Annotated in this window: 23 protein-coding genes; 11 read left to right on the forward strand and 12 right to left on the reverse strand. The window is 52.5% G+C overall.

All coding sequences use genetic code 11. The features are described from left to right. The first annotated feature begins 49 nt into the window (after nt 1–49). Genes xseA through dxs form a run of 5 tightly spaced genes read left to right on the forward strand, consistent with a single transcriptional unit; the run spans nt 50 to nt 5,181 of the window. A complete protein-coding gene (gene xseA / locus P9J64_07875; GenBank protein ID MDG5468235.1) occupies nt 50–1,249 on the forward strand; it encodes an exodeoxyribonuclease VII large subunit in 1,200 nt (399 codons plus the stop codon). Then, nucleotides 1,246–2,088, forward strand: a complete 843-nt coding sequence (locus P9J64_07880) for a M23 family metallopeptidase (protein MDG5468236.1) — start codon at nt 1,246–1,248, stop codon at nt 2,086–2,088. The genes xseA and P9J64_07880 overlap by 4 nt, the downstream gene beginning before the upstream one ends. A 54-nt stretch (nt 2,089–2,142) precedes the next feature. Continuing rightward, entirely contained in the window at nt 2,143–2,382 is a 240-nt protein-coding gene (gene xseB, locus P9J64_07885) for an exodeoxyribonuclease VII small subunit (GenBank protein ID MDG5468237.1), read from the forward strand. Between the two features lie 7 nt (nt 2,383–2,389). Next, on the forward strand, nt 2,390–3,280 hold the full coding sequence (locus tag P9J64_07890; protein ID MDG5468238.1) for a polyprenyl synthetase family protein: 891 nt from the start codon (nt 2,390–2,392) through the stop codon (nt 3,278–3,280). Nucleotides 3,281–3,309: 29 nt separating this feature from the next. Further along, nucleotides 3,310–5,181 (forward strand): 1-deoxy-D-xylulose-5-phosphate synthase, encoded by a 1,872-nt coding sequence (gene dxs, locus P9J64_07895; GenBank protein MDG5468239.1) that lies wholly within the window; start codon nt 3,310–3,312, stop codon nt 5,179–5,181. An 86-nt stretch (nt 5,182–5,267) separates the two neighbouring features. Here dxs and P9J64_07900 read toward each other — a convergent pair whose 3' ends face one another. The 4 genes from P9J64_07900 to ccsA form a co-directional block, all read right to left on the reverse strand. Next, on the reverse strand, nt 5,268–6,248 hold the full coding sequence (locus P9J64_07900) for a response regulator (protein ID MDG5468240.1): 981 nt from the start codon (nt 6,246–6,248) through the stop codon (nt 5,268–5,270). A gap of 55 nt (nt 6,249–6,303) precedes the next feature. Next, entirely contained in the window at nt 6,304–8,142 is a 1,839-nt protein-coding gene (locus P9J64_07905; protein MDG5468241.1) for a hypothetical protein, read from the reverse strand. A gap of 173 nt (nt 8,143–8,315) precedes the next feature. Next, nucleotides 8,316–9,392, reverse strand: a complete 1,077-nt coding sequence (locus P9J64_07910; GenBank protein MDG5468242.1) for a cytochrome c biogenesis protein ResB — start codon at nt 9,390–9,392, stop codon at nt 8,316–8,318. A 3-nt stretch (nt 9,393–9,395) separates the two neighbouring features. Beyond that, the gene (gene ccsA / locus P9J64_07915; GenBank protein MDG5468243.1) at nt 9,396–10,187 is read right to left on the reverse strand and encodes a cytochrome c biogenesis protein CcsA; all 792 of its coding nucleotides are present in this window, start codon (nt 10,185–10,187) and stop codon (nt 9,396–9,398) included. A gap of 161 nt (nt 10,188–10,348) precedes the next feature. Between ccsA and P9J64_07920 the strand changes: the two genes are divergently transcribed. The 4 genes from P9J64_07920 to P9J64_07935 are packed head-to-tail and all read left to right on the forward strand — an operon-like array spanning nt 10,349 to nt 13,959. Further along, entirely contained in the window at nt 10,349–11,158 is an 810-nt protein-coding gene (locus P9J64_07920; GenBank protein MDG5468244.1) for a 6-carboxyhexanoate--CoA ligase, read from the forward strand. Further along, nucleotides 11,151–12,323, forward strand: a complete 1,173-nt coding sequence (gene bioF / locus P9J64_07925) for an 8-amino-7-oxononanoate synthase (protein MDG5468245.1) — start codon at nt 11,151–11,153, stop codon at nt 12,321–12,323. Before P9J64_07920 ends, bioF begins: the two co-directional genes overlap by 8 nt. After that, entirely contained in the window at nt 12,320–13,126 is an 807-nt protein-coding gene (locus tag P9J64_07930; protein MDG5468246.1) for an alpha/beta fold hydrolase, read from the forward strand. Before bioF ends, P9J64_07930 begins: the two co-directional genes overlap by 4 nt. Further along, nucleotides 13,126–13,959, forward strand: a complete 834-nt coding sequence (locus P9J64_07935) for a methyltransferase domain-containing protein (protein MDG5468247.1) — start codon at nt 13,126–13,128, stop codon at nt 13,957–13,959. Before P9J64_07930 ends, P9J64_07935 begins: the two co-directional genes overlap by 1 nt. Before the next feature lie 244 nt (nt 13,960–14,203). Here P9J64_07935 and P9J64_07940 read toward each other — a convergent pair whose 3' ends face one another. From P9J64_07940 to P9J64_07970, 7 genes are all read right to left on the reverse strand, one after another. Beyond that, the gene (locus tag P9J64_07940) at nt 14,204–15,292 is read right to left on the reverse strand and encodes an OmpA family protein (protein MDG5468248.1); all 1,089 of its coding nucleotides are present in this window, start codon (nt 15,290–15,292) and stop codon (nt 14,204–14,206) included. Between the two features lie 193 nt (nt 15,293–15,485). Then, nucleotides 15,486–16,712 (reverse strand): hypothetical protein, encoded by a 1,227-nt coding sequence (locus P9J64_07945; GenBank protein MDG5468249.1) that lies wholly within the window; start codon nt 16,710–16,712, stop codon nt 15,486–15,488. Continuing rightward, on the reverse strand, nt 16,709–17,398 hold the full coding sequence (locus P9J64_07950; GenBank protein MDG5468250.1) for an ABC transporter ATP-binding protein: 690 nt from the start codon (nt 17,396–17,398) through the stop codon (nt 16,709–16,711). The genes P9J64_07945 and P9J64_07950 overlap by 4 nt, the downstream gene beginning before the upstream one ends. Nucleotides 17,399–17,541: 143 nt before the next feature. Next, nucleotides 17,542–18,774 (reverse strand): FtsX-like permease family protein, encoded by a 1,233-nt coding sequence (locus P9J64_07955; protein MDG5468251.1) that lies wholly within the window; start codon nt 18,772–18,774, stop codon nt 17,542–17,544. Nucleotides 18,775–18,782: 8 nt separating this feature from the next. Continuing rightward, nucleotides 18,783–20,006, reverse strand: a complete 1,224-nt coding sequence (locus P9J64_07960) for an FtsX-like permease family protein (GenBank protein ID MDG5468252.1) — start codon at nt 20,004–20,006, stop codon at nt 18,783–18,785. Nucleotides 20,007–20,008: 2 nt separating this feature from the next. Continuing rightward, nucleotides 20,009–20,764: an outer membrane lipoprotein-sorting protein gene (locus P9J64_07965; protein ID MDG5468253.1), complete on the reverse strand. Its 756-nt coding sequence runs from the start codon at nt 20,762–20,764 to the stop codon at nt 20,009–20,011. A gap of 697 nt (nt 20,765–21,461) precedes the next feature. Continuing rightward, nucleotides 21,462–22,250: a methyltransferase domain-containing protein gene (locus P9J64_07970; protein MDG5468254.1), complete on the reverse strand. Its 789-nt coding sequence runs from the start codon at nt 22,248–22,250 to the stop codon at nt 21,462–21,464. Nucleotides 22,251–22,699: 449 nt separating this feature from the next. Here P9J64_07970 and P9J64_07975 point away from each other — a divergent pair, with 449 nt between their 5' ends. Next, on the forward strand, nt 22,700–23,692 hold the full coding sequence (locus P9J64_07975; protein MDG5468255.1) for a permease: 993 nt from the start codon (nt 22,700–22,702) through the stop codon (nt 23,690–23,692). A gap of 168 nt (nt 23,693–23,860) precedes the next feature. Next, on the forward strand, nt 23,861–24,367 hold the full coding sequence (locus P9J64_07980; GenBank protein ID MDG5468256.1) for a peptidylprolyl isomerase: 507 nt from the start codon (nt 23,861–23,863) through the stop codon (nt 24,365–24,367). A gap of 129 nt (nt 24,368–24,496) precedes the next feature. On the opposite strand, the gene P9J64_07985 is transcribed toward P9J64_07980, so the two are convergent. After that, nucleotides 24,497–25,138, reverse strand: coding sequence for a hypothetical protein (locus tag P9J64_07985; protein ID MDG5468257.1), 642 nt, complete (start codon nt 25,136–25,138; stop codon nt 24,497–24,499). Nucleotides 25,139–25,277 lie beyond the last annotated feature (139 nt).

A 25,277-nucleotide genomic window follows, 5' to 3' on the forward strand; every position in this document is an offset into this window, starting at 1 on the left:
AATTGATGAAAAGTCAAATAAAAACCACAAGATATGGGGTGTTTAGCGAGTGACAGAATCCCCTTCCAAATTATCAGTCAGTGGGTTGGTTGAACTCCTGCAGGACGTCGTAGAAACTAATTTTGTCACTGTGACGGTCGAGGGTGAAATCTCTAATTTTGCCGCGCCTGCTTCCGGGCACTGGTATTTTACACTCAAGGACAGTGGCGCACAGTTGCGGGGAGTCATGTTCCGCAGCCGAAACCGTCTTGTCGAGCGTCCACCGAAAGATGGTGCTCAGGTCGTTTGCTCTGGAACAGTGACTGTTTACGTCGCACGCGGTGAGATGCAGCTGGTCGTTGATAATTTAACTCAGGCGGGGCAAGGCCAGCTGCAGGAGGCCTTTGAAGCTCGTAAAGTGAAGCTGGCGGCCGAAGGTTTGTTCTCTGCTGAGCGTAAGCGTCCTTTGCCTGCCTTTCCGCAAGCCGTTGGTATTGTGACTTCGGCAACAGGGGCTGCTGTCCATGATATCTGCAATGTTTTGCGCCGACGTGCGCCCGATATCCATTTGCTGCTGCGGCCCGTCAAGGTTCAGGGAGATGATGCTGCTGCAGAGATCGCTGAAGCGATTTCTGATTTGAATCAGTACGGTGGTCTGGATGTCCTGATCGTAGGCCGAGGCGGCGGCTCTCTGGAGGACTTGTGGGCCTTTAACGAAGACGTTGTTGCCAGGGCGATCGCGGCTTCCGATATCCCTGTTATTTCAGCTGTCGGCCATGAAACCGACTTTACCATTGCTGATTTTGTCTCTGATTTACGGGCACCGACCCCCAGTGCTGCAGCAGAACTCGTCGCCCGGAGTCGACAGGAGTTGGAAGCCCACCTTGATCACCTGATCATCAGGTTGCAGTCACGAGTTGCTCAATCCGTTGCGTTGATTGCCGAGCGCCTCACCGGCCTTGAAAGACGACTTAAAGTGAGTTCGCGCGATTTTGTCAGCTTGCCCGACAATGTTGACGACCTCATGAACAGGCTTGCTTTGGCCATGAACTCCAGAATGCGCCAGTATTCCGATGCCTTGGGCCTCTCTGCCGCACAACTCAACGCTTTGTCTCCTTTACTGCAACTGGATCGTGGATACGTGATTGCCAGTAAGGACGAATCCGGAGGAGGGCTTGTCTCCGCCGAAGAGTTGCAAAGAGACGATCTTCTCTGGTTGCGCTTTTCTAGGGGACAGGTCCGTGCCAGGGTGGAGGACGTCGATTTATGAGGCAAATTTGTCTTTCACTGCTTCTTACGTTGTTCCTGGTTTCCTCGGCTTTGAGTGGAGAACTGTTTCTGCGCTCTGAACAGGTTAATAATGGAGAAGCGGCTGTGCTGCAGTGGCAGGGAGAACCTCTTTCCTTTGGTGTGGTGCGTTTTAACGAGGAAGTCTACTACCTCTATCCAGACAGTGATGGTGCTATTGCCTTGCTGCCTGTCGGCCTGGACGTCGCTGCTGGTCATTACCCTATTATGGCTGCTATGGTGGATCTGCAGGGGCAAACTTCAACCACAGAAATACTGTTGACTGTTGTCGATAAAAAGCGGCCCGAAGAGAAGCTGACTCTGCCAGAACGCATGGTCACGCCGAGCAAGAAGGACAGTGCGCGGATCAGTCGGGAACACAGTCACCTCAAAGAGGTTTTTGCTGAAAGATCTCCACGTTTCTGGACGACCTTCGAGCGGCCGGTCGGTGATGCTGTCAACAGTGTCTTCGGTAAGCGCAGAGTGTTGAATGGCAAGCCTAAGGCGCCTCATAGCGGTACGGATTTTCGCAGTCCCTCGGGAACGCCTGTGCGTCCAATCAGCAATGGTCGCGTGGCTCTGGTCTCTGATCTGTTCTATACTGGCAACACGGTTGTTGTTGATCACGGCGAAGGGTTATTCTCTCTCTATGCCCACCTCTCTGAAGTCCTTGTGGAAGAAGGGCATGACTTGCTCGTGACAGACGTCCTGGGCAAAGTTGGTAGCACCGGGCGATCAACAGGGGCCCATCTGCATCTGACTGTGAAACTGTTTGGCGAACGGATTGACCCTCTCGCCCTGTTGGCAGCGTTTAAAGATTAAGTTGCTTGACACTATACTTAAGAGCATGGTGTCTTACGAATGGAAGGAATCGGAATGCCTGAAGAAATGACATTTGAGCAAGCCCTGAAGAGCCTCGAGGAAGCCGTTGCACAACTTGAGAAGGGGCAGATGCCACTGGACGAGTCTCTTGATTGTTTTGAGGCGGGCGTGCAAAGCGCTAACCTGTGCCGTAAAAAATTGCAGGCGGTCGAGTCTCGTATCGAAACCTTGATGAAAAATTCTGATGGCTCGTTTACGACGGAGCCTTTTGGTGAAGATGACGGCCAGGACTGATCAACCCATGGACCTCAAGGAATATCTAGGCAATTGTTCTGCCCTCGTTGATCAGGCCATGGAGAAATATCTTCCGGCCGGGGACAGGATGCCCCAATCTTTGCATCAGTCGATGCGCTACTCGGTTTTTGCCGGCGGCAAGCGTTTGCGGCCGATTCTTATGATTGCAGCTTGCGAGGCCGTTGGTGGTTCTGCTCAGGATGTTCTCCATGCGGCTTGTGCCCTGGAGATGATTCATACTTACTCTCTTGTCCATGACGACCTTCCGGCCATGGACGATGATGACTTTCGCCGTGGGCGCCCCACAAATCACAAGGTTTATGGCGAGGCGACAGCGATCCTTGCCGGTGATGCGCTTTTGACCGAGGCTTTTCGCCTCTTGGCCGATGCGAAGGCCAACTCTGGAGTCTCGGCAGAAAAAGCCCTGCGAGTGATTGAAATTCTGGCGCGTTACGCCGGTTCGCAAGGTATGGTTGGCGGTCAGGTTGTCGACATGGAGTCTGAAGGCAAGGAGATAGACTTTCCGACCCTTGAATATATCCATACCCATAAGACGGGAGCCTTGATCCTGGCCTCTGTCCAGGTTGGTGCTCTGCTTGGTGGCGGTGATGAAGAGCAGCTTACCGCTTTAACCCGATTTGGAGGTGCTGCCGGATTGGCTTTTCAGATCACAGATGATATTCTGGACGTCGTCGGTGAACAGGCTGATTTAGGTAAGGATATTGGTAGCGATCAGGAGCGCGGCAAGGCGACCTATCCGGCACTGCTTGGTGTCTCCGATGCACGAATACGAGCCAGTGAACTTTGTACTATTGCCGTTGACGCCTTGGCCCCACTTGGTGACAAAGCTGCAACCTTGCAGTCTCTGGCCCGCTATATTGTTGATCGAAGCTCTTAAAGAAACCTTTTGAATAATATGTGGTGAATATGTCCGAGTTATTAAAGCAGGAAAATCCTATTGCGGCGTTGAAGGCTCTTTCGGAAGACCAGTTGCCGAAACTGGCGCAGGAACTTCGGGACGTTATTGTCAACACGGTCGCTGAAACAGGTGGGCATTTGGGAAGTTCTCTCGGCGTCATTGAGTTAACGATTGCGCTACACCGGGTCTTTGACTCTCCCAAAGACAAGATTGTCTGGGATGTCGGTCACCAGGCCTACGCCCACAAGCTGTTGACCGGTCGTTATGAACGCTTCAAAAGCTTACGGCAACTGGATGGTATCAGTGGTTTTCCGAAATGCAGTGAGAGCGATCACGATGCTTTCGGTGTCGGTCATTCAAGTACTTCGATCTCGGCGGCGCTCGGTATGGCAACAGCGCGAGATGCCAATGGCACTAATGAGAAAATCGTCGCTGTTATCGGTGATGGCTCCCTGACCGCTGGCATGGCATTCGAAGCTTTGAACCAGGCGGGACACCTTAAAAAAAATCTGCTCGTCATCCTCAACGACAACGAAATGTCGATTTCTCCTAATGTCGGCGCGCTCTCATCTTTTTTCAGCCGTCAGTTGACTTCCGATTTTTTCGTGCGGCTGAAGCGGGAAACGGAAAATTTTCTCGATAGCGTGCCTAAAATTGGTAAAGACTTGCGACGCCTGGCGAAAAAAGCCGAGGAAGCAGTGAAAGGGTTTTTAACTCCCGGAATGCTTTTTGAGGCTTTTGATTTTGATTACGTCGGCCCGATTGATGGGCATAAACTCGAAGAATTACTGCCGACACTGGAAAATATCACCCATATGGATGGCCCGGTTCTCATGCACGTGGTGACCAAGAAGGGCAAGGGCTATCCTCCGGCTGAAGAAAACCCGCATCTTTTTCACGGTGTCGGACCTTTTGACCCGGTTACGGGAGAGATCAAGAAAGGAAGCCCCGGCCCGCCCAGTTACACGGCGGTCTTCGGGCAAACCCTGACCGACCTGGCAGAGAAAGATGATCGTGTTGTCGCCATCACGGCCGCTATGCTCGAGGGAACCGGACTCGCTCCTTTCGCCGCAAAGTTTCCGGACCGATGCTTCGATGTCGGGATCGCTGAACAGCATGCGGTGACCTATGCCGCCGGCATGGCGACCCTTGGAATCAAGCCGGTTTTGGCTATCTACTCAACGTTCCTGCAACGTGCTTACGACAATGTTTTGCATGATGTCTGCTTACAGAACCTTCCGGTGACCTTTGCTCTCGACCGTGGCGGTCTTGTGGGTGCCGATGGGCCGACACATCATGGTGTGTTTGATCTTTCCTATCTGCGACACATCCCGAACCTGGTCTTTATGATCCCTCGCGATGAAAATCATTTACGCCATGCAATGGCAACGGCGCTTGCTTATGATGGCCCCTTCGCTTTCCGTTACCCGAGAGGTTCGGGAACCGGTGTTGCACCCGAAGAACCGCGTGAGTTAACGATTGGTAAGGCCGAGAAGCTGCGTGATGGCAAGAATGGCGTTATCTTCGCTGTGGGAGCGTTGGTGGAAGAAGCCTTGGCGGCGGCTGAAGCTCTGGTCGATGAAGGCTTTCAGGTTGCTGTTGTTGACCCTGTTTTTCTCAAGCCTCTTGATCGAGATCTGTTGGTTGCCATGGCTACAGATAACGGCCCTGTTTTTACTCTTGAAGAGAATGTTCTGGAGGGTGGCTTCGGTTCCGCGGTTCTGGAAATGCTTTGCGATGCCGGAGTTCATGTGCCAGTCACGAGGATCGGTCTTCCCGATAAATTTGTTGAGCAAGGCAGCCAGTCTGAATTGCGAGCCAGGTATCGAATTGATGCTGCAGGTGTCGTTAAGGTCATCATGAAGGCTTTAAAGACCTGATTATTAAGAAACCAAGTTTTGAATTATAAAGGGGGGACAGAAATTCTGTCCCCCCCTTTTTGATTCTTGATCAGTTTTTAATCTAGTCAAGTTTTGTCGTTTTTACCCTGCCGCTTTAATTGATGGATGATGCCAGCTTTTTCGAGAGTGAGTGCTGCGTGATGAGCCAGTTGCACGAGGAACTGTAGATTCTGGTCGGTAAAAGGTGTCCCTTCTGCATGGCCGAATAAAACCATCACACCGATCGCACGGTCGCGATGATAGAGTGGCACGGAGAGTAAACCGGGTTTCTCCACCAGCGATTGTTCGGCGATTGTCACCCGGTCAGCCATGTAGCCGGGCAATCCCTCAGGTACAACTATCGGGCTGCCGCTGCGGGCAATGTCCAGCAGGAGTCCTTCTGGAAGTTGATCTGAATGGTCTTGTACAAAGTCTGCCGCGATGCCGCGACTCATTTTGATGCCGAAGTGACTGCGTCCATTGCCACGAATCAGTGCCAATAAACCACGTTTGGCATGCAAGGCTCCAAGGGCAGAATCAAGCAGGCGCCCAAGCAGGTCACTGACTTCAATTGCGGAATTTATTTTTTCTATCGCTTCACTGAGTGCGGTCATCATGCTCAATGACTGGGCCATCTCTTGGTTGCGATGTTCCAGCTCTGCCAGAAGAGTTCGATTCTGTATTCTCAGGTCGATTTGTGTGAAAGCGCGGTCGATAACGTTGAAGAGAATCTCAGAGGTGTCGATGGGGCGAACGATGAAGTCAAAGGCGCCATGCCTCAGAGCCTGTAACAAGCTGAAAGACGAGGCGTTGTGGGTTGTCAGTATTACCTCTGTCTCCGGGTGCTGTTGCTTGACCTTCTGTAACAGGTACAGGCCGCTCCGCGTTGGCAGTTCTGTCTCTGTGATGACCAGGTCTGCCGGTCTTTGTTTGACCATTTCGAGAGCTTCTTCTGCTGTTTCTGCCTCCATCACCGCATCTTCTCGTTCCAGAAGCATGGACTTGAGATGCTGACGTCGTTTCTTGACATCGTCAACGATCAGGATCGTATGGCTTTTGGTTATCATGGTTGCTCGTTAACCCCTTTGGGCTTTCATGTGGAAGGCTGAAGTTCTTCTCCGCTTACTTTAAGACCTCTGCCTTAACCATCAAGTATAGAAAACGGTAAACTTCGTAATCCATCATCGAGGATTCAACACAGATTTCATTGATCGTTCGGTTGCCGTCGATGCGGGTCAAGGTCTCTTCCTGTTGAGGAGAGAGGCTTACCTTCTCGAGTTTGGTGCGACCATCCGGGCAGAACCCCAGGGATGTGTTGAGGTTAGGCAGGGACTGCCTTATTGCAGCCCACTCGGTTTGATGGTGAGACGCCTCACGGATCAATGCTGTGATTTCAAGAGTGATGCTCTCTTCTGGTGGCAATGAACCTTCCCCGGCGTAAATCTGGTAACGCCCTTCAGGGTAGAGAATAAGTGAATAGATCGTGACCTTGGCCTGACGAGTGAGCGCATGCCTGAGTCCGGCGAGGTCAATCAGGCCGAGTTTGAGGAGTGCCTCTCCAAAGCGCAAGCCTGGCTCCTTTGCTAACAGTGCCATGCCCCGATCACGTTCTTCTGCGGTAATCAAAGCCTCTCGGACCAATAGATTGCCGAGCTTGTTCCAACGAACGCCTGACTCCTCTATCGTCGAGTGCTGAGTCAATGCGCCGGAAACCTGGCCACCAGCAAAGTAAACCAGCTTTTCACAGGAGCCCTTGGTAATGCGCAAAACAACTGGTCGCGGCAGGTCTGCGCAGCGTTTGAGGAGTTGAGGAACTTTGCCAGGGCCCAGTCGGCCTTCTTCGATAATGACATCTTCTTCTTGTTTCAATGGCTCCGCAGGAGCTGACTGTTGAACCTCAGGCTCTTCTCTGTGGAAGTTTGTATCCATTGTCGGAGTTTCTTCCTGCCTGAATGAAGATGCCTTTTTCTTCTTCCAACGTAGGACGAAAAGAGCCGTCTTGAAAATAATGGCTGCGAAAATGACCAGTACAATAAAAAGGGTCATGCGCTTGTTGGTCGCTGGCTTTGCTGCTTGTTCCTCTGCCTTGACCTTTTCTTTGCCAGGTGTTGGCTGGGGCTCTGGTGCTGTTGTCACAGAGGGTTGAGCCTCGCTTGCAGGCTGATCTTTAACTACAGGCGCTACTTTCTTGCCTGCAGGGGCAACCTGCTTGTCTACAGGGGCCGCGCTTGGTGCTTTTACTGCAGGAGACTCGACCTTTATACTTTTTACTGGCTGCGATTTCTCAGGCGCAGGCTCTGGAGCCATTGCGGGAGCTACGGTAGCCGGTTTCTTCTTAACCTTTGTTTGCACAGGAAGTTGTGATGCGGCTGCTGGTTTTACCTTTGCTATTGGCGTAGGCTTTTTTTGAGGGACCGGTGTCGGCTGCTTCTTAACGATTTGAGCTGGAGGCTCAGGAGCCAATCTTTTTTGGCTCAGAGCTTTTTCCGGGAGGGTTGTCCCTGCCAAGCCAATTTGAGACAGGGCCTTACGGCCATCTTTACTGGTTCCGAGGTCCAGAAAGGCTTTCTTGATCTGTTCTGTTTTGTTGTTGGCCAGATTGCTGCGTACGACCAACGCCAACGGTGTTAGCGAAGGCTGTTGAGCATGCAGATCAGAAATTCTATTGAGGGCTCCGGGTGGATGCTGTGTGATAAAAGACGGGGGCACTATGGCGGCATCGACTTCCTGGAAACGAAGAAGCCAGTTGGTGAGTGCGGCATCATTCTCAAAGCGCCTGACTTTTACGGGCTCTCCAGCAAGCTGACTCAGCTCTTTACTTAACTGGTCGATGTTCCCTTGAGTAACACCGGAAAGCGGTACTGTCGAGATCAAGCCGATTGTCATGCGGGCTTCGGCGGGCAGACACAAAGTCATCAGCAGAACCGCATTGCACAAGATTGTTAGAATGAATTTTTTCATAATCCCCGGTTCAAATAGTGCCACCACCTGAAAGAATAACCTGCAAAATATAGGGCGGCTGAATTCATTATTCTTCCAGAGGTGTGTGACTCGCAAGGACTCGAAGAAGAAAGGCGGCTAAAACCCCTGAATAATAGCCAATCAGGCGGGTTGAAACAAGTAGTAAACGCCACTCAAACTTCCGGGCGATCTCCCTGTGCTCTTTTACGATAAAAGGAGAAGAGGGCGAAGACTACCCCGAGGGTGATGCACCCAGCGCCCAACGCAGCCAATTTGTCTCCAGGGTCTCTATTGATTGTCAAAAGGCTGAAAGTTTTGAACACTGGCTCGGTCGGACGTAGCGCGATACCTGCTTCCCTCAGTTGCCGGGGCAGCGGGGTGCGCAGAAAATACCAACCTTCCCAGAGTTTGCCGGATGGCCCCTGAAGAGAGATCAGCATGGCCGGGTTGTTGAGTCGATTGCCGGTTTGTATGACTCTTCCCTGGTTGTTTCGGCGTGCATCCGGGAGCGTCTTGAGGAGAACAATAGTGCTCTCAGAAGAAATTGACAGCCTGCTACCGGTCCTGAGCTCGATCACCCCGCGGCCCGGCATGTGAAATTTGAAACCGTCCAACTCCTGGCCAAAGGAGGTGGGCAGGATAACCATTCCCTTATATATGAGCGGGTGGTTCATTCGTACCAGTGCTTCAGCGACCTGTGTGCCGTTATCCCAGAGAGAGACCTGGTTCAGCATATCAAGCGGGCGCCCGGAAGGTTCGAGCTGCGGTGTGAACTCCTCCAGGAGTAGAGAAAGCCCTTGCATGTTGGGAATGGCCAGATGTTCTCCCTGAAAAATGCGATGAGGCCCGGATCGGAAACCGCTGATGTTTCCCCACAAGAAAGCGATGCTCAGGAGGATGAAGCCGGCATGAATCAGGTATTCGCCGGTTTTACGCCAGCGAGCCTTGATTTTTAAAAGCCAGTCGATCAGGCAGCAGAGTGTGTTGATTGCGAACAGGAAAACACAGATGCCGCTTAATGGAACCCAAACCACCAGCAGGGGCGCTTGTGACCATGCCCATGGTAGCCAGCGGGCCATGATGTCATCTTCCATGCCAGCGAAGATGGCTGGATTGAAGTGCATGACAAGCGAGCCGCCCATAATCAGAATGGTTGCCGCAGAGGCCAGGGCAATTGCCAGCTTCAGTGAGCAGCCAAGCAGCCATAACCTGTGCAATAGCGAAAGAGACTTTTGTTTGCTGTCAGTCATCTGCTACTCCAGAGGATGGTTGCTTTCCAGCAACAGGCCAATGCCAAGGTAAGTGAAAAGTACGACACCGAATCCGGCGATCGAGAGCCAGGCGTAGACGCCTCCTTGCCAGCGACGAATGAACTTGGCGTGGCACATTCCCGCATAAAACATCCAGACCAGCACCGACCAGACACTTTTGATGTTCCAGCTGAACCAGTGGCCCCAGGCAATATGCGCCCAGATGCTGCCTGCAATCATGCAGAGGGTAAAAAGGCTGAAACCAAGAAAGATCGCTTCTTCGTTGATGCGCCTCAGGGTCTGAAGATCCGGTAACATGTTGCTGTGCAAGCGGGTCTGGAGCAGGTAGAGCGCGCCGATGGAAAAGGCCATGGCGAAAAAGGCATAACCGATGAAAGAAAAAATAATGTGCAAGCTGAACAACGGTGTGTCGAGCGCCGGGATCAAGGCAGAGATCTTCGTGTCTCGCGGCAGTGCGCCACCGAGTAGAAGGAGATTGAGAAGCATAACAAAAAGACCCGTGGCGCGGATGCGATAACGGAGCTCAAAGTACAGGTAAATCAGGGCCAGGGCCCAGCTGAAAAAGAAGAGCGTGGCGAAAAGGTTGGTTACCGGCAAGTAGCCCGCGAGCCACCAACGATGAGCGAGGAGGCCTGTTTGCAGAAAGACGCCTGCGGCTATCAGCGCAAGCGCTCCCTTGGCAATGATGGGCCGTCTCCAGATCAGGTGCAGCAGGTAGCCGATGGTGGCCGTCGCGTAGATTGAAAATAGCAGGTAGAGAAGTGGTTTTGACATTTTTGAATGCGTCCGCTGAGATTGATATCGTTGTTTAGTGGGTTAATTTGTTATGCGAGGAAGCTAACATTATCACCTTGATCAGCCCAAGCGAAAAGAGTTGTTAACCATCGCTCAGTCAAGGTTGACAACCCCGGGTGGCAATGATAATTTCATGTCCGATGAAGACCTCCCTCTATTCAGTGCGTATGCGGGCCTCTTGCCACGATCAGCACATTTCTGGTGCGGAACGCATTGTGCCCGTGCATGCTGTTGCAGAAACCACGGCTGCTTTGATTGAGCGTGCGTTAAGTGCTCCTCTCGGACCGCCTGACAAGGTTCATTGTAACTCAGAGCAAATTGATCCGGCAACGGTGCACTTGGCAAAACTTCCTGATGTGCACAGTTATCAGGTTGAGAGTGTTCAGGACGGCCGTCTGGCTGCCTCACAGTTGCTGGTCGGGGCCGGTCTCTCGGTAGACTGTGCCGCTCTTGCCGTTGCTACCCTCGCCGAGGGGGCTGGCCCGGATGGAGTCGTTATGCGTGGAGCTGTACTGATGGATGCGCTAACCGGCGAGCGGCTGGAACATGATCCGGCGCGTGGTGTTCGGGTTTCACGCATGGATCTTTTGTCAACCTGCCGACCAGATGTAGAAGCTCTTTTGGCCGCTGCAGGGCTTGGTCATCATCGAGTTCTCGAAGCCTTGATTCTGTCGGGGAAGGTTCTGCACGCACCTGGTATCGTTGCCGAACTCTGCTGGTCTGATGCTCCCGAGTATGTGACCGGCTATGTCGCTTCTCCGCGATGTGGCTACCAGCGCATCTCGCAGTTGAAAACAGCTGGAGACAAGCGTGGCGGCAGGGTGTTTTTTGTCGACCGGACGAAAGTTACTGTGCCGGCTCTTGTTGATTACCTGGAACGACAACCGGTTCTTTTTGATGCCGCGGGCACAATCGCACCTCTGAAGAAATGGGAGCTAGCAGATGCGTAACTGGCAAGCACGGCTTGACCAACTTTCTCAGCAAGGCATGTTGCGCTCCATGCGAGTCGTTGATGGGCAGGGACCCAAAGTCAATATTAATGGCCGCGAAGCACTCTTGCTCTGTTCCAATAACTATCTCGGTATTGCAGAGCACCCTGCCTTGACAGAAGCGATGCTTGTAGCGACAAGGCAATACGGTACGGGCTCCGGAGCCAGCCGCCTTGTCTCAGGGACAATGCCACCACATGCCGCATTGGAGGAGCGCATCGCCTTCTTCAAGGGCTCCGCCGCCGCACTGCTGTTCAACTCTGGCTATGCGGCGAACACGGGCATCTTGCAAGGGCTTTTTGGCCCGGATGACGTGATCTTTTCCGATGAACTTAACCACGCCTCGATTATTGACGGTTGTCGCTTGGCCCGTGCGCGTACGGTCGTTTACCCACACTGTGATGTTGCCGCCCTGGCCGAACTCATGGCAGATGAAAAGCCACAGCGTAAAGGGCGCTGGTTGATTGTCACTGATGGTGTTTTCAGTATGGATGGTGATAAGGCGCCGTTGGCCGAACTTTGCGACCTTAAGGAAGAGCACGATGCCTTGTTGATGGTTGATGATGCGCACGGTACGGGTGTCCTTGGTAAGGGAGGGCGGGGTACCGGGGAATATTTTGATTGTCTTGATCGTATTGATTTGCATATGGGCACGTTCGGTAAAGCCCTGGGCTGCGCCGGCGCCTACCTTGCTGCCGAGCAGGTTGTCATCAACACACTGATCAATAACAGCCGTGCCTTTATCTTCTCCACCAGCCTACCGCCGGGTATCCCTGCTGCGGCCATGGCAGCTTTTGATCTCATTGATAGCGAAGAGGGCCACCTGCTCCGCAACAAACTTGAAGCAAATCGGAAACAATTGGCCGGATTGTTGACGGCCGGTGGCATGGACCTTTTGGGCAGTACCACACAGATTATCCCGGTCTTAAGCAAAGACCCGGAGCCGACCATGAAGATGACTGTCCGACTCCTTGAAAACGGCATCTTTTTGCAGGGCATTCGCCCGCCAACGGTCGCGCCAGGACTCTGCCGCTTGCGGGCCACTGTTATGGCCAGTCATGAACCAGCGGACCTTGAACGTGCGGCGAAAAAGATTCTCACCGTCCATAAGGAGCTTTCCGGTTGAAGCGAGAGCGCTTTACATTACCGGACGGTGGCGACCTGGCCTGGTACGAGGCGGGCAATGGGCGCCCTCTTGTGCTTCTTCATGGTTGGGCTACGTCGGCGTCAGTTTTTAGCGAATTGGTTGCCATGCTTGCCGACGATTTCCGCCTGTTGATCCCAGATCTCCCGGGCCATGGTGCTTCGTCGCCAGCGGTGCAGAACGATCTTGAGAGTATTGCCACAACGTTAAACTTTTGGCTTGCGACCATTGGAAGCGCCCCTGTTGCCCTCGGTGGTTGGTCGCTAGGCGGTATGCTTGCCCTGGAGATGGCTCGTCAAAAGCCTCAGAGGATAGATCGTTTGCTGCTGATCGGAACCTCGCCACGTTTTACTTCTGGTGACGACTGGACTTTTGGCCTGCCCGAAGTTCAGGCCCGTGCCCTAGGCAGAAATCTTGCCCGCCGTTTTGAGGCAACACTGGCTGATTTTTTCAATCTGGCTTTTGCCGGGGAGAACATCTCCAAGGAACGTCTACGCGCAATTCGCCGCTTCGCTGTAAAGCAGAGTCCGCTCCCAGACCAGGTTGCGGCGATGGAACTGTTAAAGGGTTTCTCTGAACAGAATCAACTTGATCTCTTGTCTCAAATTGATCAACGGGCACTGGTTATTCACGGAGGGTTAGATCAGATCACCCCTCTGGCTGCGGGTCGGTATCTTGCGGCAAGTCTACCGCATGGCGAATTTTTGGAGTTTCCCGGAGTCGGGCATGGACCATTTTTGAGCCGACCGCAGGAAGTCGTTGCTAGAATCTTGGAGTTTTGCTGATGGTTCCGGTTAAGGCCATTGACAGTGAGCGCATGCGAGGCAACTTTTCGAGTCATGCAGGTGATTATGACCGCTACGCTTGCGTGCAAAAGCGTGTCGTTGATTTGCTGTGCAGTAAAATGTCTGCTCTTGAAGTGAAGTCGGGGATGATTCTGGATGTCGGAACCGGAACAGGGGCTCTTGCTACCGCAATCGCCTCGCAGGTATCAGAGCAACCGCTGGTTATTATGGATATTGCTCACGGCATGACCCATGAAGCGGCGCAGAGAATGCCCGGCGCTTTTGCCTGTGATGGTGACGCAAGATTCCTTCCCTTCGGGGGCCACTCTTTTGCCACTGTCGTCTCAAGCTCCGTCTATCAGTGGGTTAATTGTTTGCCTGCCGCATTTACAGAGGTTGCCAGAATATTGAAGCCCGGTGGGCTCTTTGCCATGGCGTTGTTTGGTGAAAAAACCCTGCACGAGCTGCGTAGCTCCCATCGTCACGCGGTTGCCGAGAATAATCAGAGCCGCTCCTCACATGTGCAGAGTTTCCCTGATCTCAATGAAGTCTCTACCGCCATCGAGCTGGCCGGTCTGTCGTGTCATGAGCTTTGCAGCACGATGGAGGTTGAATTTCATCGGGATGTCCCGGACTTGTTGCGGCAACTCAAGCAGATAGGCGCCAGTAACGCGGCTACAGATCGTCCGCGAGGACTGGCTTCCCGACAAGTCATGCAATCGATGATCAAAGAATATGAGCGCAGTTACAGGTCTGAGGCTGGTTTGCCGGCCAGTTACGAGGTGATTATTACTCTTGCCCAAAAGCTTGAAAGGGGCAGGGTGCGAATATAGTTATGATAGCTCACCTTAGGAGCTCTTTGTTCGTGAGCGCATAATATAAGGTTACGGACAAACGGTAAAAGAAAACCCCACATTGGAAAATGCGGGGTTTCTCTGTGATCTGAGTGCCGACATATAGAGTGTCGGCCCTTTGTCCTTCTGTTGCCTGCAATAAATTCTGTTTGCGCAAGAAGCCCCCTGTCGTCCGAAACTCAACAGGTGATTCCTTGCCGCCTTCTTGTTGTTACCGGGTTAACTACTCCTGAGTCAGAATCTCGACACGGCGGTTCAGCTTGCGGCTCTCCTCTATGCCATTGTCGTACTTGGGCTGGCTTTCGCCATAGCCGATAGCTTCCAGTCGTTCTGCCGCAATACCGTTGCTGATCAACCAGTTCTTGACTGAAGTTGCCCGTCGTTCAGACAAGCTCTGGTTATAGCTGTCGGAGCCGATGGAACAGGTATGGCCTAGTACCAGGAAGGTCGTGGTAGAGTCTTCGTCCAGGATGAGCTTGGCTTGCTCCAATGCAGGGATCATCTCATCGGTGATCTCGTACTTGTCGAAGCCGAACTGCAGGTTGAAGGTGATGATCTCCTTGGTCACTTTAGGGGTCGGCTTCACTACAACCGGTGGCGGTGGTGGTGGAGGAGTTTTTTCGACAGGGGGACAACCGACGGCGTCAACCATAACACCAAGTGGTGTGTCGGGACACTTGTCACGAAGATCGGGGATACCGTCGCCGTCGCTGTCCAATGGTGGTGGAGGGGCAAGTGCAGGACCACCGAATTGCCAGTAGAGTCCGGCCGAAGCCAGGAAGTTATTGTCTAGATCATCTCCACTTGTGCGATCCCACTCACGATCGGAGTGGAAGTCCAGCACATGACGCAAGTCCAGGCGTAAGGCCGTGTCGTCGCTGATGAAGTACTTGGCACCTGCGCCCCAGTTCATCATGTAATCTGAATCGTCGTCATAGCCGTCGACATCGAAATACATGCCGCCGAAACCCGCTGACAAATAAGGAACAAAAGGCCCGTCCGGGTTGAAGTGGTAGAGGGCATTCACGCCGAAGGACCAGACATCAATATCCTCATCTGGAGCTCCTGATAAATCTGTTTCTGTCCCTGTGTAGCGGACTTCAACTTCCGCGGCCCAACGCTTACTCACGTTATAGCCGAGGGAGAAGCCTGCGAACAAGTTGTCCTCTGTGTTTTGGTCGCCTTCAAAGACATGGTAGCCAACCATCGGAGAAACGCTGAAGGCGCCTTCCCTTTGGCCAGCCTGGGCAAACCCTGCAAGGCACAGTATTGCCACTAAAGTTAGTAGTCCGCCTACTTTCAAACATTTCATAGAAATGCCTCCTTATAAAATTGACGCATAGTCGCTTTGATTTATTTAAAATATCTACCATGCAATGATAACAGTTATTTGCGCGCTCGCAATGCTTATGTGCTTATTTGTCATGAGTTTTTTTGGATATTTATGAAAAATCATTAGTCAAACTTTAGTTGGTAATTGTTGTTGCGGAGCGCCTTGCTGAAAACTAGAAAAAATACTTGAGGAAGAGGCCACAATTGTCGCCGATCATACCAAATTCACTGCGTGGCTCAGGAGGTTGAAAAGCCGAGACGGTACGTGGCTTATCACCAATATGGCTGGTCCAGAATATCTGCAGAGTCACGTTGTCGGCAAGATTGAGATCAAGTGTTGGTCGGATGAGAGCCGAGTCGTCAGCAAGGTTGTAAATCACGATTCCCTGGATGTTCGCCAATGGATGGATTTCATAGGTTGGTGCAACCATCAGGTAGTGACGACCGAGGAGATAGGTCAGACCTTCCTGCAGAGGGGCCGACAGGAGAACCTTGTTGTAGTCCTTTGGGTCGGTGACACCGGGCCCATTGTAAAGGTATTGGGTGATCAGAGAAATGCCGCTGCCGAAACGATACCATGCTTCAACGGCTGCAACGGCAAAACTATCATACAGGTCCCCGCCGGCCTTGTTCGTATCTTTCCCTTCGTAGACACTGAACTCGCCTTTTAGCCCAAGGGGCCCAAGGCTTCCCGCCAGGCCGGCCCCGAACATCGGTCTGTCGCGTAAACTCCCTGTTATCATTAACAGATCGACACCGTAGCGATTGTCTGTCCAGGTTGTGAGTAAGGAGTTGTCGCTACTGTTTTCTCCCCATACGGCAGTCGCCGCTAGCTGACCGTCCATGCCGTAATTGTAGACGCCCTGCAGTGCGTCGACTCCTCTGCGGATGTCTGTGTCCAATGCATCCGGGGCGAAGGGTGCTATGACATCAAGGGGGGAAAAGATCAGGATTCGTCCGAAACCGACGGCCTGACGCCCCAGAGTGACATCCATGTCTCCGCTTCGCCAGTGCAGGTTCAATCGGTCGACCTGAAGAAGGCTGGAAGCGTGATCGCCATGTTGCCAGTTTTTTTCCAGATCAAGGTGACGGTTGTAAGTTTTCTTCGGCAGGCTAAAGGCTGATTTCGGATCTCTCCATAGATACTGGTAGTCAAGGGCGGCTTCAAACTGCCAAGCTCTGTCCCGTTGCCAATCCATATCGAGACGGACGCGGTTGCTGGACAGACGGTAGTCAGGGAAAAGCTCTGCAGGGGCTTCCTCGCCGTAGATGTTGAGAGACTTGACAGAGCCACTCCATCGCGGCGCATCTGAGTAAACAGGAGCGGCTGAAATAAGAATGGCACAGAAGGCCAAAAATGGAGTTTTAAAGAGAGAAATTGCTTTTAACGCTCTCTTCATTGGCTCTCCTTGCTGTCATCGGCGAGGCGCCCATCCTCGAGACGGATCACTCTTTGTGCCTGGGAGATCACCCTGTCGTCATGGGAACTGAAGATGAAGGTTGTGCCTTTCTCCTGGTTGAGCTGGCGCATTAGAGCCAGTAGCTCTTCAGCGGTGTGAGAATCGAGGTTTGCCGTTGGCTCATCCGCCAGAATGACGTGCGGGTTGGCAGCCATAGCCCTGGCAATGGCGACTCTTTGTTGCTGCCCTCCAGAGAGATCGGCTGGCCGTCGATCTTCCAGACCATCGATACCCAGATCGGCAAAGAGTTGGCAGACGATTTTTCTGCGTTTTAGTTTCGGGACCTTCTGCAGCATCAGAGTGAACTCGGCATTCTCCGCCGCTGTTAAGACCGGAATCAGGTTGTAGGACTGGAAGATAAATCCGATATGATGCAAACGAAAGTCAGCAAGTTGTTTCGAGCTTGCCGCGCCGAGGTCGAGATCGCTGACGATCACTTTCCCGGACGTTGGCCGGTCGAGGCAACCGATCAGATTCAGAGCTGTCGTCTTGCCGCTTCCAGAGGGCCCTGCCAGTACGGCAAACGCTCCTTCGTCGAAAGTGAGAGACACGTCTGTCAGGGCAGGTATTTCCTGACTTCCTAGCCGGTAGACTTTAGAGACTTTTTTCAGCTCGATTAAAGACATGAAAACCTCGGTACGCTGTACGTGGTACGCGAAAAACAAAAGCAGGGCCCATGCTAATCTGGTTCATAACGTGTCTCTTTTCGTTTGCCGCTCATGGGGCGCTGCTTTTCTCGTCCCACCTCACTCGCTACGCGTTCCATTCCTTAATGATGTCGCATTCCTTCCACCGGGGTAATCCGCCCTGCCTTGATTGCCGGGTAGAGGGATGCGAGTAGTGTCAAGCCAGTCACGTAACCGGCAATCTTGCCCATCCAGACCGGATCCCAACTTGCCCGCATAATCGGATCGAAAACGACCCCGCCGAACTCGAGTGTTTCCGGAACAAAGGCCGCCAGGTCAATGCCCCTGTCAACCAGGTACCAGGTTGCCAGGCTGCCGAGCAGGGTGCCGATTGTAGCGGCGAGCAGGCCGAGCATCAGAGCTTCCGTCATGATCATGATGCGCAGTGTCATAGGCTTGCTGCCGAGAGCCAGAATGACGCCAAACTCACGCATACGTTCCATAACAGACATGAGCAGGGTATTGATCACGCCGATCGTAACGATCAGCAGGATAATCAGAAAAATGAACTTCTGGCTGGCGTAATCAAGTTTGATCGCATTTGCGAGATTGGGCATGGCGCGCTCCCAATTGACGGCCTCTATCCCGGGATGTGCTTCAATCAGTGTGGACACTTGATCCAGGACAGTTTCCTCATCGTTCGAGTTGGCCAAGATGACGGACAACTCATGAACAGATCCGGAGCTCCCGGTGAGAAGACCGGCGCGCTCAAGGCCTACCATGATCAGCGAGCCGTCGATGTCCTTCATGCCGGATTTGACAACTCCTCGAACACGCAGGAGTTCACTGTGTAGTGTGCCGTCCTGGTGTTGAGCGGTGACGACGAACTTTTGGCCGGGTTTGATCTGCAGCTCGTCAAGCAGGCGAACTCCGATCACGGCATCGCGTGAATTGGTAGCACGAACCATGCTGTTTTCAGTCAGCGCCTTGAGAAAAGGGTTGATCACCTTTTCTCGCTGCGGATCTACGCCGATGACCATAACGCCTCTGCTTTCTCTGCTCGACTGGGCCAGGGCGGGGATATAGAGGCGAGGCAAGACCTCTTCAACGCCGGCAATTGCGGCAATCTCCGTAATCAGGTTCCGGTCCTTGAAATGCAATGTTTCGTCTCGACTCTCAAGGTAGTTCTGTCGATAGACCGCAACATGACCTGAGCCGGCTCTGACGCCACTGTCAACCATGCCGGCATAAACCCCGTAAGAAAGATTGTGTGCTGCCTGCACCAGCATAATGCTGAAAGCAATTGCCGCCAGGGTTATGAAGGTGCGCCTTCTGTTCCTCCAGAGGTTTTTCCAGGCCAGAAATAGATGGTCCATATCGGTCTTCAATCCTCTCGTACCGCAACCACGGGATCGAGCCGCGCGGCTCGATTGGCGGGCAGAAAACCAGCAATCAGGCTGACGAGTAGCAGCATGCCGGCCGGAACCAGGAAGTTGGCGACTTCAAAGACAGCGTGCAGGCGGGGCAGGATGGTTCCCCCGGCATAGGTGATTGGCGTGATGTATGTGGTGAGGTCGATGCCAACCTGCTGCATATAAAGGGTCATCAGAGCTCCACAGAACAGGCCGATAGCCAAAGCAATACCCCCAAGAAACAAGGTCTCCAATAACACCAGGCTGCGAATTGCCATTGGCCGCATCCCCTGGGCCATGAGAATGCCGAACTCACGGGTGCGTTCCATAACAGACATGAAAAAGGTGTTGAGAATGCCGAGACCCGTGGCCAGGTAAAGGATCGTGACGATGATCATGCGGCTGACCCCATAGGCCGCTATGACTTCACGCATCTCCGGCAGTAAATCACCCCAATCCAGGACCTCTGTGTTCTCGGGCAAACGTGGGGTGATTCGATCGGCAACCTCTGCGGCAAGCATGGGGTTAGCGAGGATCATAGCGACTTCGTGGATGCGGCCGGGTAGCACCATGACTTCCTGTAGCCAGGGTAATGGAGCCAGCACCAGATTGTTGTCGTTACGGCTATCGCCGGTGGCAAAGACTCCTCGCACGATCAGAAGATCATTGCCAATCGATCCATCGGCAGCCTGGGTGACGAAGACCAGTTCGTCCCCTGGCTTGAGTTTCATTTTGTTCGCAAGCCCCTGGCCGATCATTGCGCCGTTCCGATCTTCCAGCTTCGGGTAATACCCGGCTGTTATCTTGTTTTGTAGCGAGGTGACCTGCTGTTCTAACTCCGGAATAATGCCAAGGAGTTCGACAGGTTGACTGCTGAGCTGCCTGGAGAGTAAGCCGAAGCTGCGTAAGCGCGGTGATCTTGCCAGTATTTCAGGTTCATTCCCAAGTGCTGGATGGTTTGCGATGTCGACAGAGAGATTGGCGAAAAGATCCCGGCGCAGATGGTATTCGGGTTGAGCAAGCACCAGGTGGCCGTAATATTGCTCGGTCGCCGAGGCGAGCATGTCTTTAAACATCCCTGAGAAGACACCCAGGGCAAGGATCAGCAAGGCTGCGGAGACCACCATTGCAGAAAGGGTCAAAAGGGTGCGCCTGCGGTTGCGCCAGAGATTTCGAAAGGCCAGTGATAGCAGCATGGTCAAGGTGATTCGAGGTTGCGTAGCGAAAAATAGCTTTCATCCAAGTCCAGATCGTAAACCAGTTCCCGGTAATGGAGTACGGTCCTTTCCTCAGGTTTTTCCAGGGGCAGAACGGTTAAGCGCAAGGGGACGATCCGTTCACCGATCTGCTGGATGTCATCAAAATGAATTTCACGTACGCGGACCATCTCTTCGTCAAAGTAATCGATTTGTTCTGGAACCTGTGGGGTTTTGCGAACACGGTAGACAATTTTGCCCCAAACCACCGCGGCGTTCTCTTTTGGCAGACACTCAATGACATAGTTGGTCGCGGTCTCTTCGAGTAATCTCAGGTGAAAGTCTTCATCGATATGGTTGGCTTTAACCAGGTCGTCATTGGTGATGTGACTGCCCATCCAGCTGCCACCCATCATCGAAGGCGGCACTTTGATAATGCGATCGACCTTGGGGAGGTAGTTCCAAACTTCGCGGTTCCTCTTGAGTGTCGCAACGCCACGTTCCTTGGAAGGCTCGAGGATGCGGACCAAGAAATAATCGCGCTCCAGCGACCAGGCTTCCATCTCCAGGGTCCTCTCCCAGTGGGAGGTCTTGACCTGCATGGTCGTGCGGGCTCGAGAGGAGGTGCCCATGTACTGTTGCTCAACTTCGCGAATCACTGACTGGATGTCCAGCGCCAAGGCTGTGCTTGATAGTATAGACAGGAGAATCAAGAGCGGCAGGAGCTTTCGAATCAATGGGGTGTTGTATATGGACATCTTCTCTTCTCACCTTTTGCATAAGTTCAAGCAGTTAAGAGAAGAATATCATAAAAAAATTCATTTCGTGGTTGACGGCGATCTTGGGAGAAGTGGAGGAGTGAGTGCAACAGAAGGTTAATCTGTTGTATTTTTTTCTTTTGTGAAGAGAAAGGCAACACCGGCGGGGCGCGTCCCGCCAGACGCCTTACTTTTGTCCGGCAACAAAAGTAAGCAAAAGTGCCGTCTCCTAGCGGAGGGCATATTCTTTCTCCTGGTTACATTGACTTCAAAAGACCGAGGAGAATGGGATCCGGCCCGTTTCAGGGGGCCTCTCGTCGCCGCTTTTTTGCAGCAAGAAGCTAGAAGACACCAAGCGTGCAAACAAGCAACGTTGGAGAGGACCTCAAGGGCCTCGTGGATAACGGGGGAAGCGTAGACCCCTGGAAGTTAGTCCCTCTGAATTTTACCAGTAAGACACCACGCGCAAAACATGCCAAGCGCAGCGCAGCCATTTTCTGCATACTCTTTTGGGGCTTCAAAAGAGTATGGCGTCAGACGGGACGCGACCCGTCGGTCTTGCTTATTTCTTTGGAACTATAAAATCCAACAATAAAGCGCAACAGATTAACCATCTGTTGCGCTCATACTATAAAAAAATCTACCCCAAAAATGCAGAAAATTATGTAGGGCTTGTCAACTGTGTCCGTACTTTTGACTACTTCTTTGGCGGCCGGCTGGCATAAACCAACACTTTACGGTCTGTGTAGGCTTCAACTTCTCCGGCAAAGGTTTCGATCTGGAAATAATCCTGAACTTTGTCAGGAGCATCAACGAAAAATTTATTCAGTGCGGCAATCCCTTCGCGGTTAAGTCCTGCCCGTTTTGCCCAGGTTGGAAAGTCGTGGGTCTTAGGAACAGTGACTGTCTCGTGCAGGATAAAGCCGGCTTCCTGAACCATCTCTTGCCATTTCTCTTCCGTGTAGGCCTGGATGTGAGTCGGGTCGCGCATCTTCTCCATTTCCTGGTACCACTCAGCAATCTCCGGGTCGTTTGGCAGCATTGTATCTACGATGGCAATTCGACCGCCACGACGCAAGACGCGATGGAACTCATTCAGTGCCCTTGCGACATCAGGAAAATGATGTGGGGCGACACGGCAGGTCAGCAGAGTGAAGGCCCCAGCGGGGAAGGGTAGATCTTCAGCGTCAGCTTCACGAAAAGTGATGTTGTCGACACTGCCTTCGTCACTGATATGCTCCTGGGCTTTTTTCAGCATAACCATGGTCAGGTCAGAAGCGACTACGCTACGAACCAGCGGAGAAAAGCGGAGAGCCGTGTGACCTCCGCCACAGGCTACGTCGAGCATATTATCGTCAGGCATCGGTTGCAGCAGGCGTACCATCTCTTCAAGGTCGTTGCCGCTGGCAAAGCCTTTGTCGTGGATATAGCCATCCGCTGCGCGGCCGAACTGTTCCCTGATTCTGTTCTTGAATTCACGAGTCATTAGCAGAACTCCTCCTTGATTAACGACAGATTATAACATCAGTTTCCAAAAAAGCTTGTCAGGAAAAGCACCTTCTGATAATAAAATTCGTTTACTGTCGACTTTTTAATGCATCCTATCCTGCTTGGCAAGGTCAAACTGTAAATTGTCTATTCTTAATAAGTTGCTAAACGGCCTTTTTGCTGCCTTTGAAGAGTTTCTTCCCTTGTTTGTTGCGTGTTTTGTCCTTTTAGACCAACCAGCTTTGTGTGGAAGATAAAGCGTAACAGATCTTGCTAAAAGCGGAACAGCTCTTGCTAGTGTGATAGGCGTTGTTTCCTTGTTGCCTTGAATATACTCATTTTCCTGCTGGTTAAGACTGTTTTCGGGTCAGAAAGCTGTCCTGTCGACATCGAACAGACAGAAACCTGACCACGCAGACATTCAACCTCTCGACACGGAATGGATTGATGAACGATTTTCCCAGTATGCTGCTAGAACTTGTCAAAGCGATCGGCGAGGAATTCCTCTACATCCTCCCTTACCTGGTGGTTGGTGTCTTGTTTGAGGCTATCATCCGGACCCTGAAGTGGCACGTCAAAATCCGCAAGGCTTTAACGCGTTTCGGAATTCTGGCGATTCCTGCAGCAGTCCTGCTCGGTGTTGCAAGCCCTCTCTGTGCCTGTGCAACCCTGCCGCTGGTGATCTCACTTCTGATCGCTGGCCTGCCGTTGGCTCCGGCCATGGCTTTGCTGGTGACCTCGCCGTTGATGAGTCCGGCCTCTTTTGCCATGCTCTCGGGGATGTTGAGTGTCAACTGGGCGTTGGCCGTCCTTGTCTGTGCTGTCCTGCTAGGTCTTTTTGCGGGCTATATGACACATTTTCTCAGGAAAAAAGGTTTTGCCGAAGAAGATATCTTTCGCGAGGCGTTGCCGCAGGGAGATTTCCACGACCCTGATTATCCTGTTGAACAGCTGCGTTGTGAATGTGGGCAGCAACTTTCACATCGCGTTAATCGCTGCACCCACAACAAGTTCCTGGTGTTCCTGGCCAGGTTCTGGGAAGGCGGCTTGAAAATTAGCAAGTTTGTCTTGATCGGTCTGGTGATCGAAGTGGTCGCTTTGCTCTTCATCCCTAACGGCTGGATTACCGGCTTGCTCGAAGGGCAGGGGGTTCTGCCGATCTTTACCCTGACTCTTGCGGCAATTCCGCTGCATCTGCCGCAGGTGACTGCTGCTTCGATGCTCTTTGGTTTTTACCTTCCTGACCCGGGACAAGTGATCCCCCTGGCGAAAGGAGCGGGTATTGCCATGCTGGTTGGGGGCCCGGTCACAGCTTTGCCGGTTATGGCCGTATTTATCTCTATGTTCAAGCCGCGCGTACTTATCCTTTACATCTCTCTCTGTGTTGGTGGTACGATAGCCCTCGCGTTGCTCTTCAGGGCATTACCGATAACGATTTAGAGGCAGGGACTCGTTGCTAGGAGCTGGGGGCTGGTTATTACCCTGAAGTTCAATCATCATGGTCCACTGGCTGATAAATAACACTTTTGGGACAGTCCCCATGCGGAGACAGTCCCTTAATTCATCAATAGACCCGCTTCAGGGAAAGGACACATCATGGGACAGGCAATTCAACAAGTAAAACCAGGCGACAGAGTTAAAATTAATTTCACCGGGACGCTGGAAGACGGCACCCTGTTCGATACGACTTATGAGAGCATCGGTTGTGCTGACGACGACTGTGGCTGCGACGAAGGTGGTTGCGATGACGACGATTGCGGCTGTAATGGGAACGTCGGCCCTATGGAGTTGGAGGTTGGCAGCGATGCTTTCTTCCCCCAGGTCGAAGAGGCCCTGATCGGCATGGCTGCAGGTGATAAAAAAACCATCACCATCAAGTCTGACGATGCTTTTGGCGCTTACGATGCGGAGCAGGTTTCTGCTGTTCCCCGTGACCAGTTTCCCGATGATATTGATCCGCAGGTCGGTGATAACTTCGAGCTTCTCAACGATGACGGAGAAGGCATGGTGGTTACGGTGATCGACGTGAATGACACCGAGGTTACCCTCGACGCCAACCATCCACTGGCCGGCGAAGATCTCAATTTCGATGTGGAAATGGTTGAGATTGTTTAGGATCTTCGGGACGCGGAACGCGGGACGAGGGACACGACAATATTCTCATTATCTTGAATACATAAAAGGGCTGTCCTTTAATTGGGCAGCCCTTTTGCATTTCTGATCGGTCTTTTTATTTTCTAGGTCTTACTCGACCCCCGTGCCGCACTCCGCGTCCCGCTCTTCTAAAAACCCGATCAATTGCACCACGGCCTGGCTCAACTCTTCCGGTACCTCGGAAACCTCATGCAAGCTGGTCGCAAGTCGTTTTGCTGCGAGCAGGGCGTTGCGGTGCTGGTGCTGCGTTTTTTGTTCCGGTTGATGACTGTGTGTCATGTCTCGAAACCGCTTGGCGACGGAGGGATGGTTGCGCTCCTCTTCGATCACCGCCTGACGCAGTTCACTGTATTCCTCCATGCTGAAATGCTCGCGTTCATCTGCTTTCCGGAGCAGGTCAATTGATCGGTAATCGGGAAGGGGACGTCCTTCCTTGCGTTCCAGAAGGCTTGGCTCTCTGCGCTCCAGGAAGCGGAAGGCGAGCAAGAGCTTTTCCGCGGTCTGACGCCGAATACGGATCTCCTTGGTGCAATAATCCTCAAAAGAGGTAAAGCCCCACTCGGAAAACTGTTTTTTGTTGCTGACTTTTGCCAGCCACTCACCAAGTTCAACCCAGGATGATTTGAACTGTTTTGCCGTGGCTAAAACCTGGTAACGCTCAGATTCAGGCGGCAGCTGCCGCATGAGCTGTTCAATATGTTGAGAGCCTTTGGTCGGGCTTTTCTCTTCCATTCGCGTTCTCCTCTGGGATGCGCCGAAATCATAACATAACTGTTAAATCGTTTAGCAAAATGATTCTTAGCGCAAAGGCGCAAAGACGTAAAGCTACTCACGCTATTATATGGATTAACGGTTTGTCGCTTGGGGTGTA

Source organism: Deltaproteobacteria bacterium IMCC39524 (assembly GCA_029667085.1).
Classification (GTDB): Bacteria; Desulfobacterota; Desulfuromonadia; order Desulfuromonadales; family BM103; genus M0040.

Excerpts from the sequence above, each read along its gene's own strand:
- P9J64_07880 (MDG5468236.1), top strand. The coding sequence starts at position 1,246 with ATGAGGCAAATTTGTCTTTCACTGCTTCTTACGTTGTTCCTGGTTTCC.
- P9J64_07890 (MDG5468238.1), top strand. The coding sequence starts at position 2,390 with ATGGACCTCAAGGAATATCTAGGCAATTGTTCTGCCCTCGTTGATCAG.
- P9J64_07905 (MDG5468241.1), bottom strand. The coding sequence starts at position 8,142 with ATGAAAAAATTCATTCTAACAATCTTGTGCAATGCGGTTCTGCTGATG.
- P9J64_07965 (MDG5468253.1), bottom strand. The coding sequence starts at position 20,764 with ATGTCCATATACAACACCCCATTGATTCGAAAGCTCCTGCCGCTCTTG.
- P9J64_07975 (MDG5468255.1), top strand. The coding sequence starts at position 22,700 with ATGAACGATTTTCCCAGTATGCTGCTAGAACTTGTCAAAGCGATCGGC.
- P9J64_07985 (MDG5468257.1), bottom strand. The coding sequence starts at position 25,138 with ATGGAAGAGAAAAGCCCGACCAAAGGCTCTCAACATATTGAACAGCTC.
- ccsA (MDG5468243.1), bottom strand. The coding sequence starts at position 10,187 with ATGTCAAAACCACTTCTCTACCTGCTATTTTCAATCTACGCGACGGCC.
- P9J64_07910 (MDG5468242.1), bottom strand. The coding sequence starts at position 9,392 with ATGACTGACAGCAAACAAAAGTCTCTTTCGCTATTGCACAGGTTATGG.
- P9J64_07955 (MDG5468251.1), bottom strand. The coding sequence starts at position 18,774 with ATGGACCATCTATTTCTGGCCTGGAAAAACCTCTGGAGGAACAGAAGG.
- xseB (MDG5468237.1), top strand. The coding sequence starts at position 2,143 with ATGCCTGAAGAAATGACATTTGAGCAAGCCCTGAAGAGCCTCGAGGAA.
- P9J64_07950 (MDG5468250.1), bottom strand. The coding sequence starts at position 17,398 with ATGTCTTTAATCGAGCTGAAAAAAGTCTCTAAAGTCTACCGGCTAGGA.
- P9J64_07940 (MDG5468248.1), bottom strand. The coding sequence starts at position 15,292 with ATGAAATGTTTGAAAGTAGGCGGACTACTAACTTTAGTGGCAATACTG.
- P9J64_07920 (MDG5468244.1), top strand. The coding sequence starts at position 10,349 with ATGAAGACCTCCCTCTATTCAGTGCGTATGCGGGCCTCTTGCCACGAT.
- bioF (MDG5468245.1), top strand. The coding sequence starts at position 11,151 with ATGCGTAACTGGCAAGCACGGCTTGACCAACTTTCTCAGCAAGGCATG.
- P9J64_07900 (MDG5468240.1), bottom strand. The coding sequence starts at position 6,248 with ATGATAACCAAAAGCCATACGATCCTGATCGTTGACGATGTCAAGAAA.
- P9J64_07935 (MDG5468247.1), top strand. The coding sequence starts at position 13,126 with ATGGTTCCGGTTAAGGCCATTGACAGTGAGCGCATGCGAGGCAACTTT.
- P9J64_07960 (MDG5468252.1), bottom strand. The coding sequence starts at position 20,006 with ATGCTGCTATCACTGGCCTTTCGAAATCTCTGGCGCAACCGCAGGCGC.
- dxs (MDG5468239.1), top strand. The coding sequence starts at position 3,310 with ATGTCCGAGTTATTAAAGCAGGAAAATCCTATTGCGGCGTTGAAGGCT.
- P9J64_07945 (MDG5468249.1), bottom strand. The coding sequence starts at position 16,712 with ATGAAGAGAGCGTTAAAAGCAATTTCTCTCTTTAAAACTCCATTTTTG.
- P9J64_07970 (MDG5468254.1), bottom strand. The coding sequence starts at position 22,250 with ATGACTCGTGAATTCAAGAACAGAATCAGGGAACAGTTCGGCCGCGCA.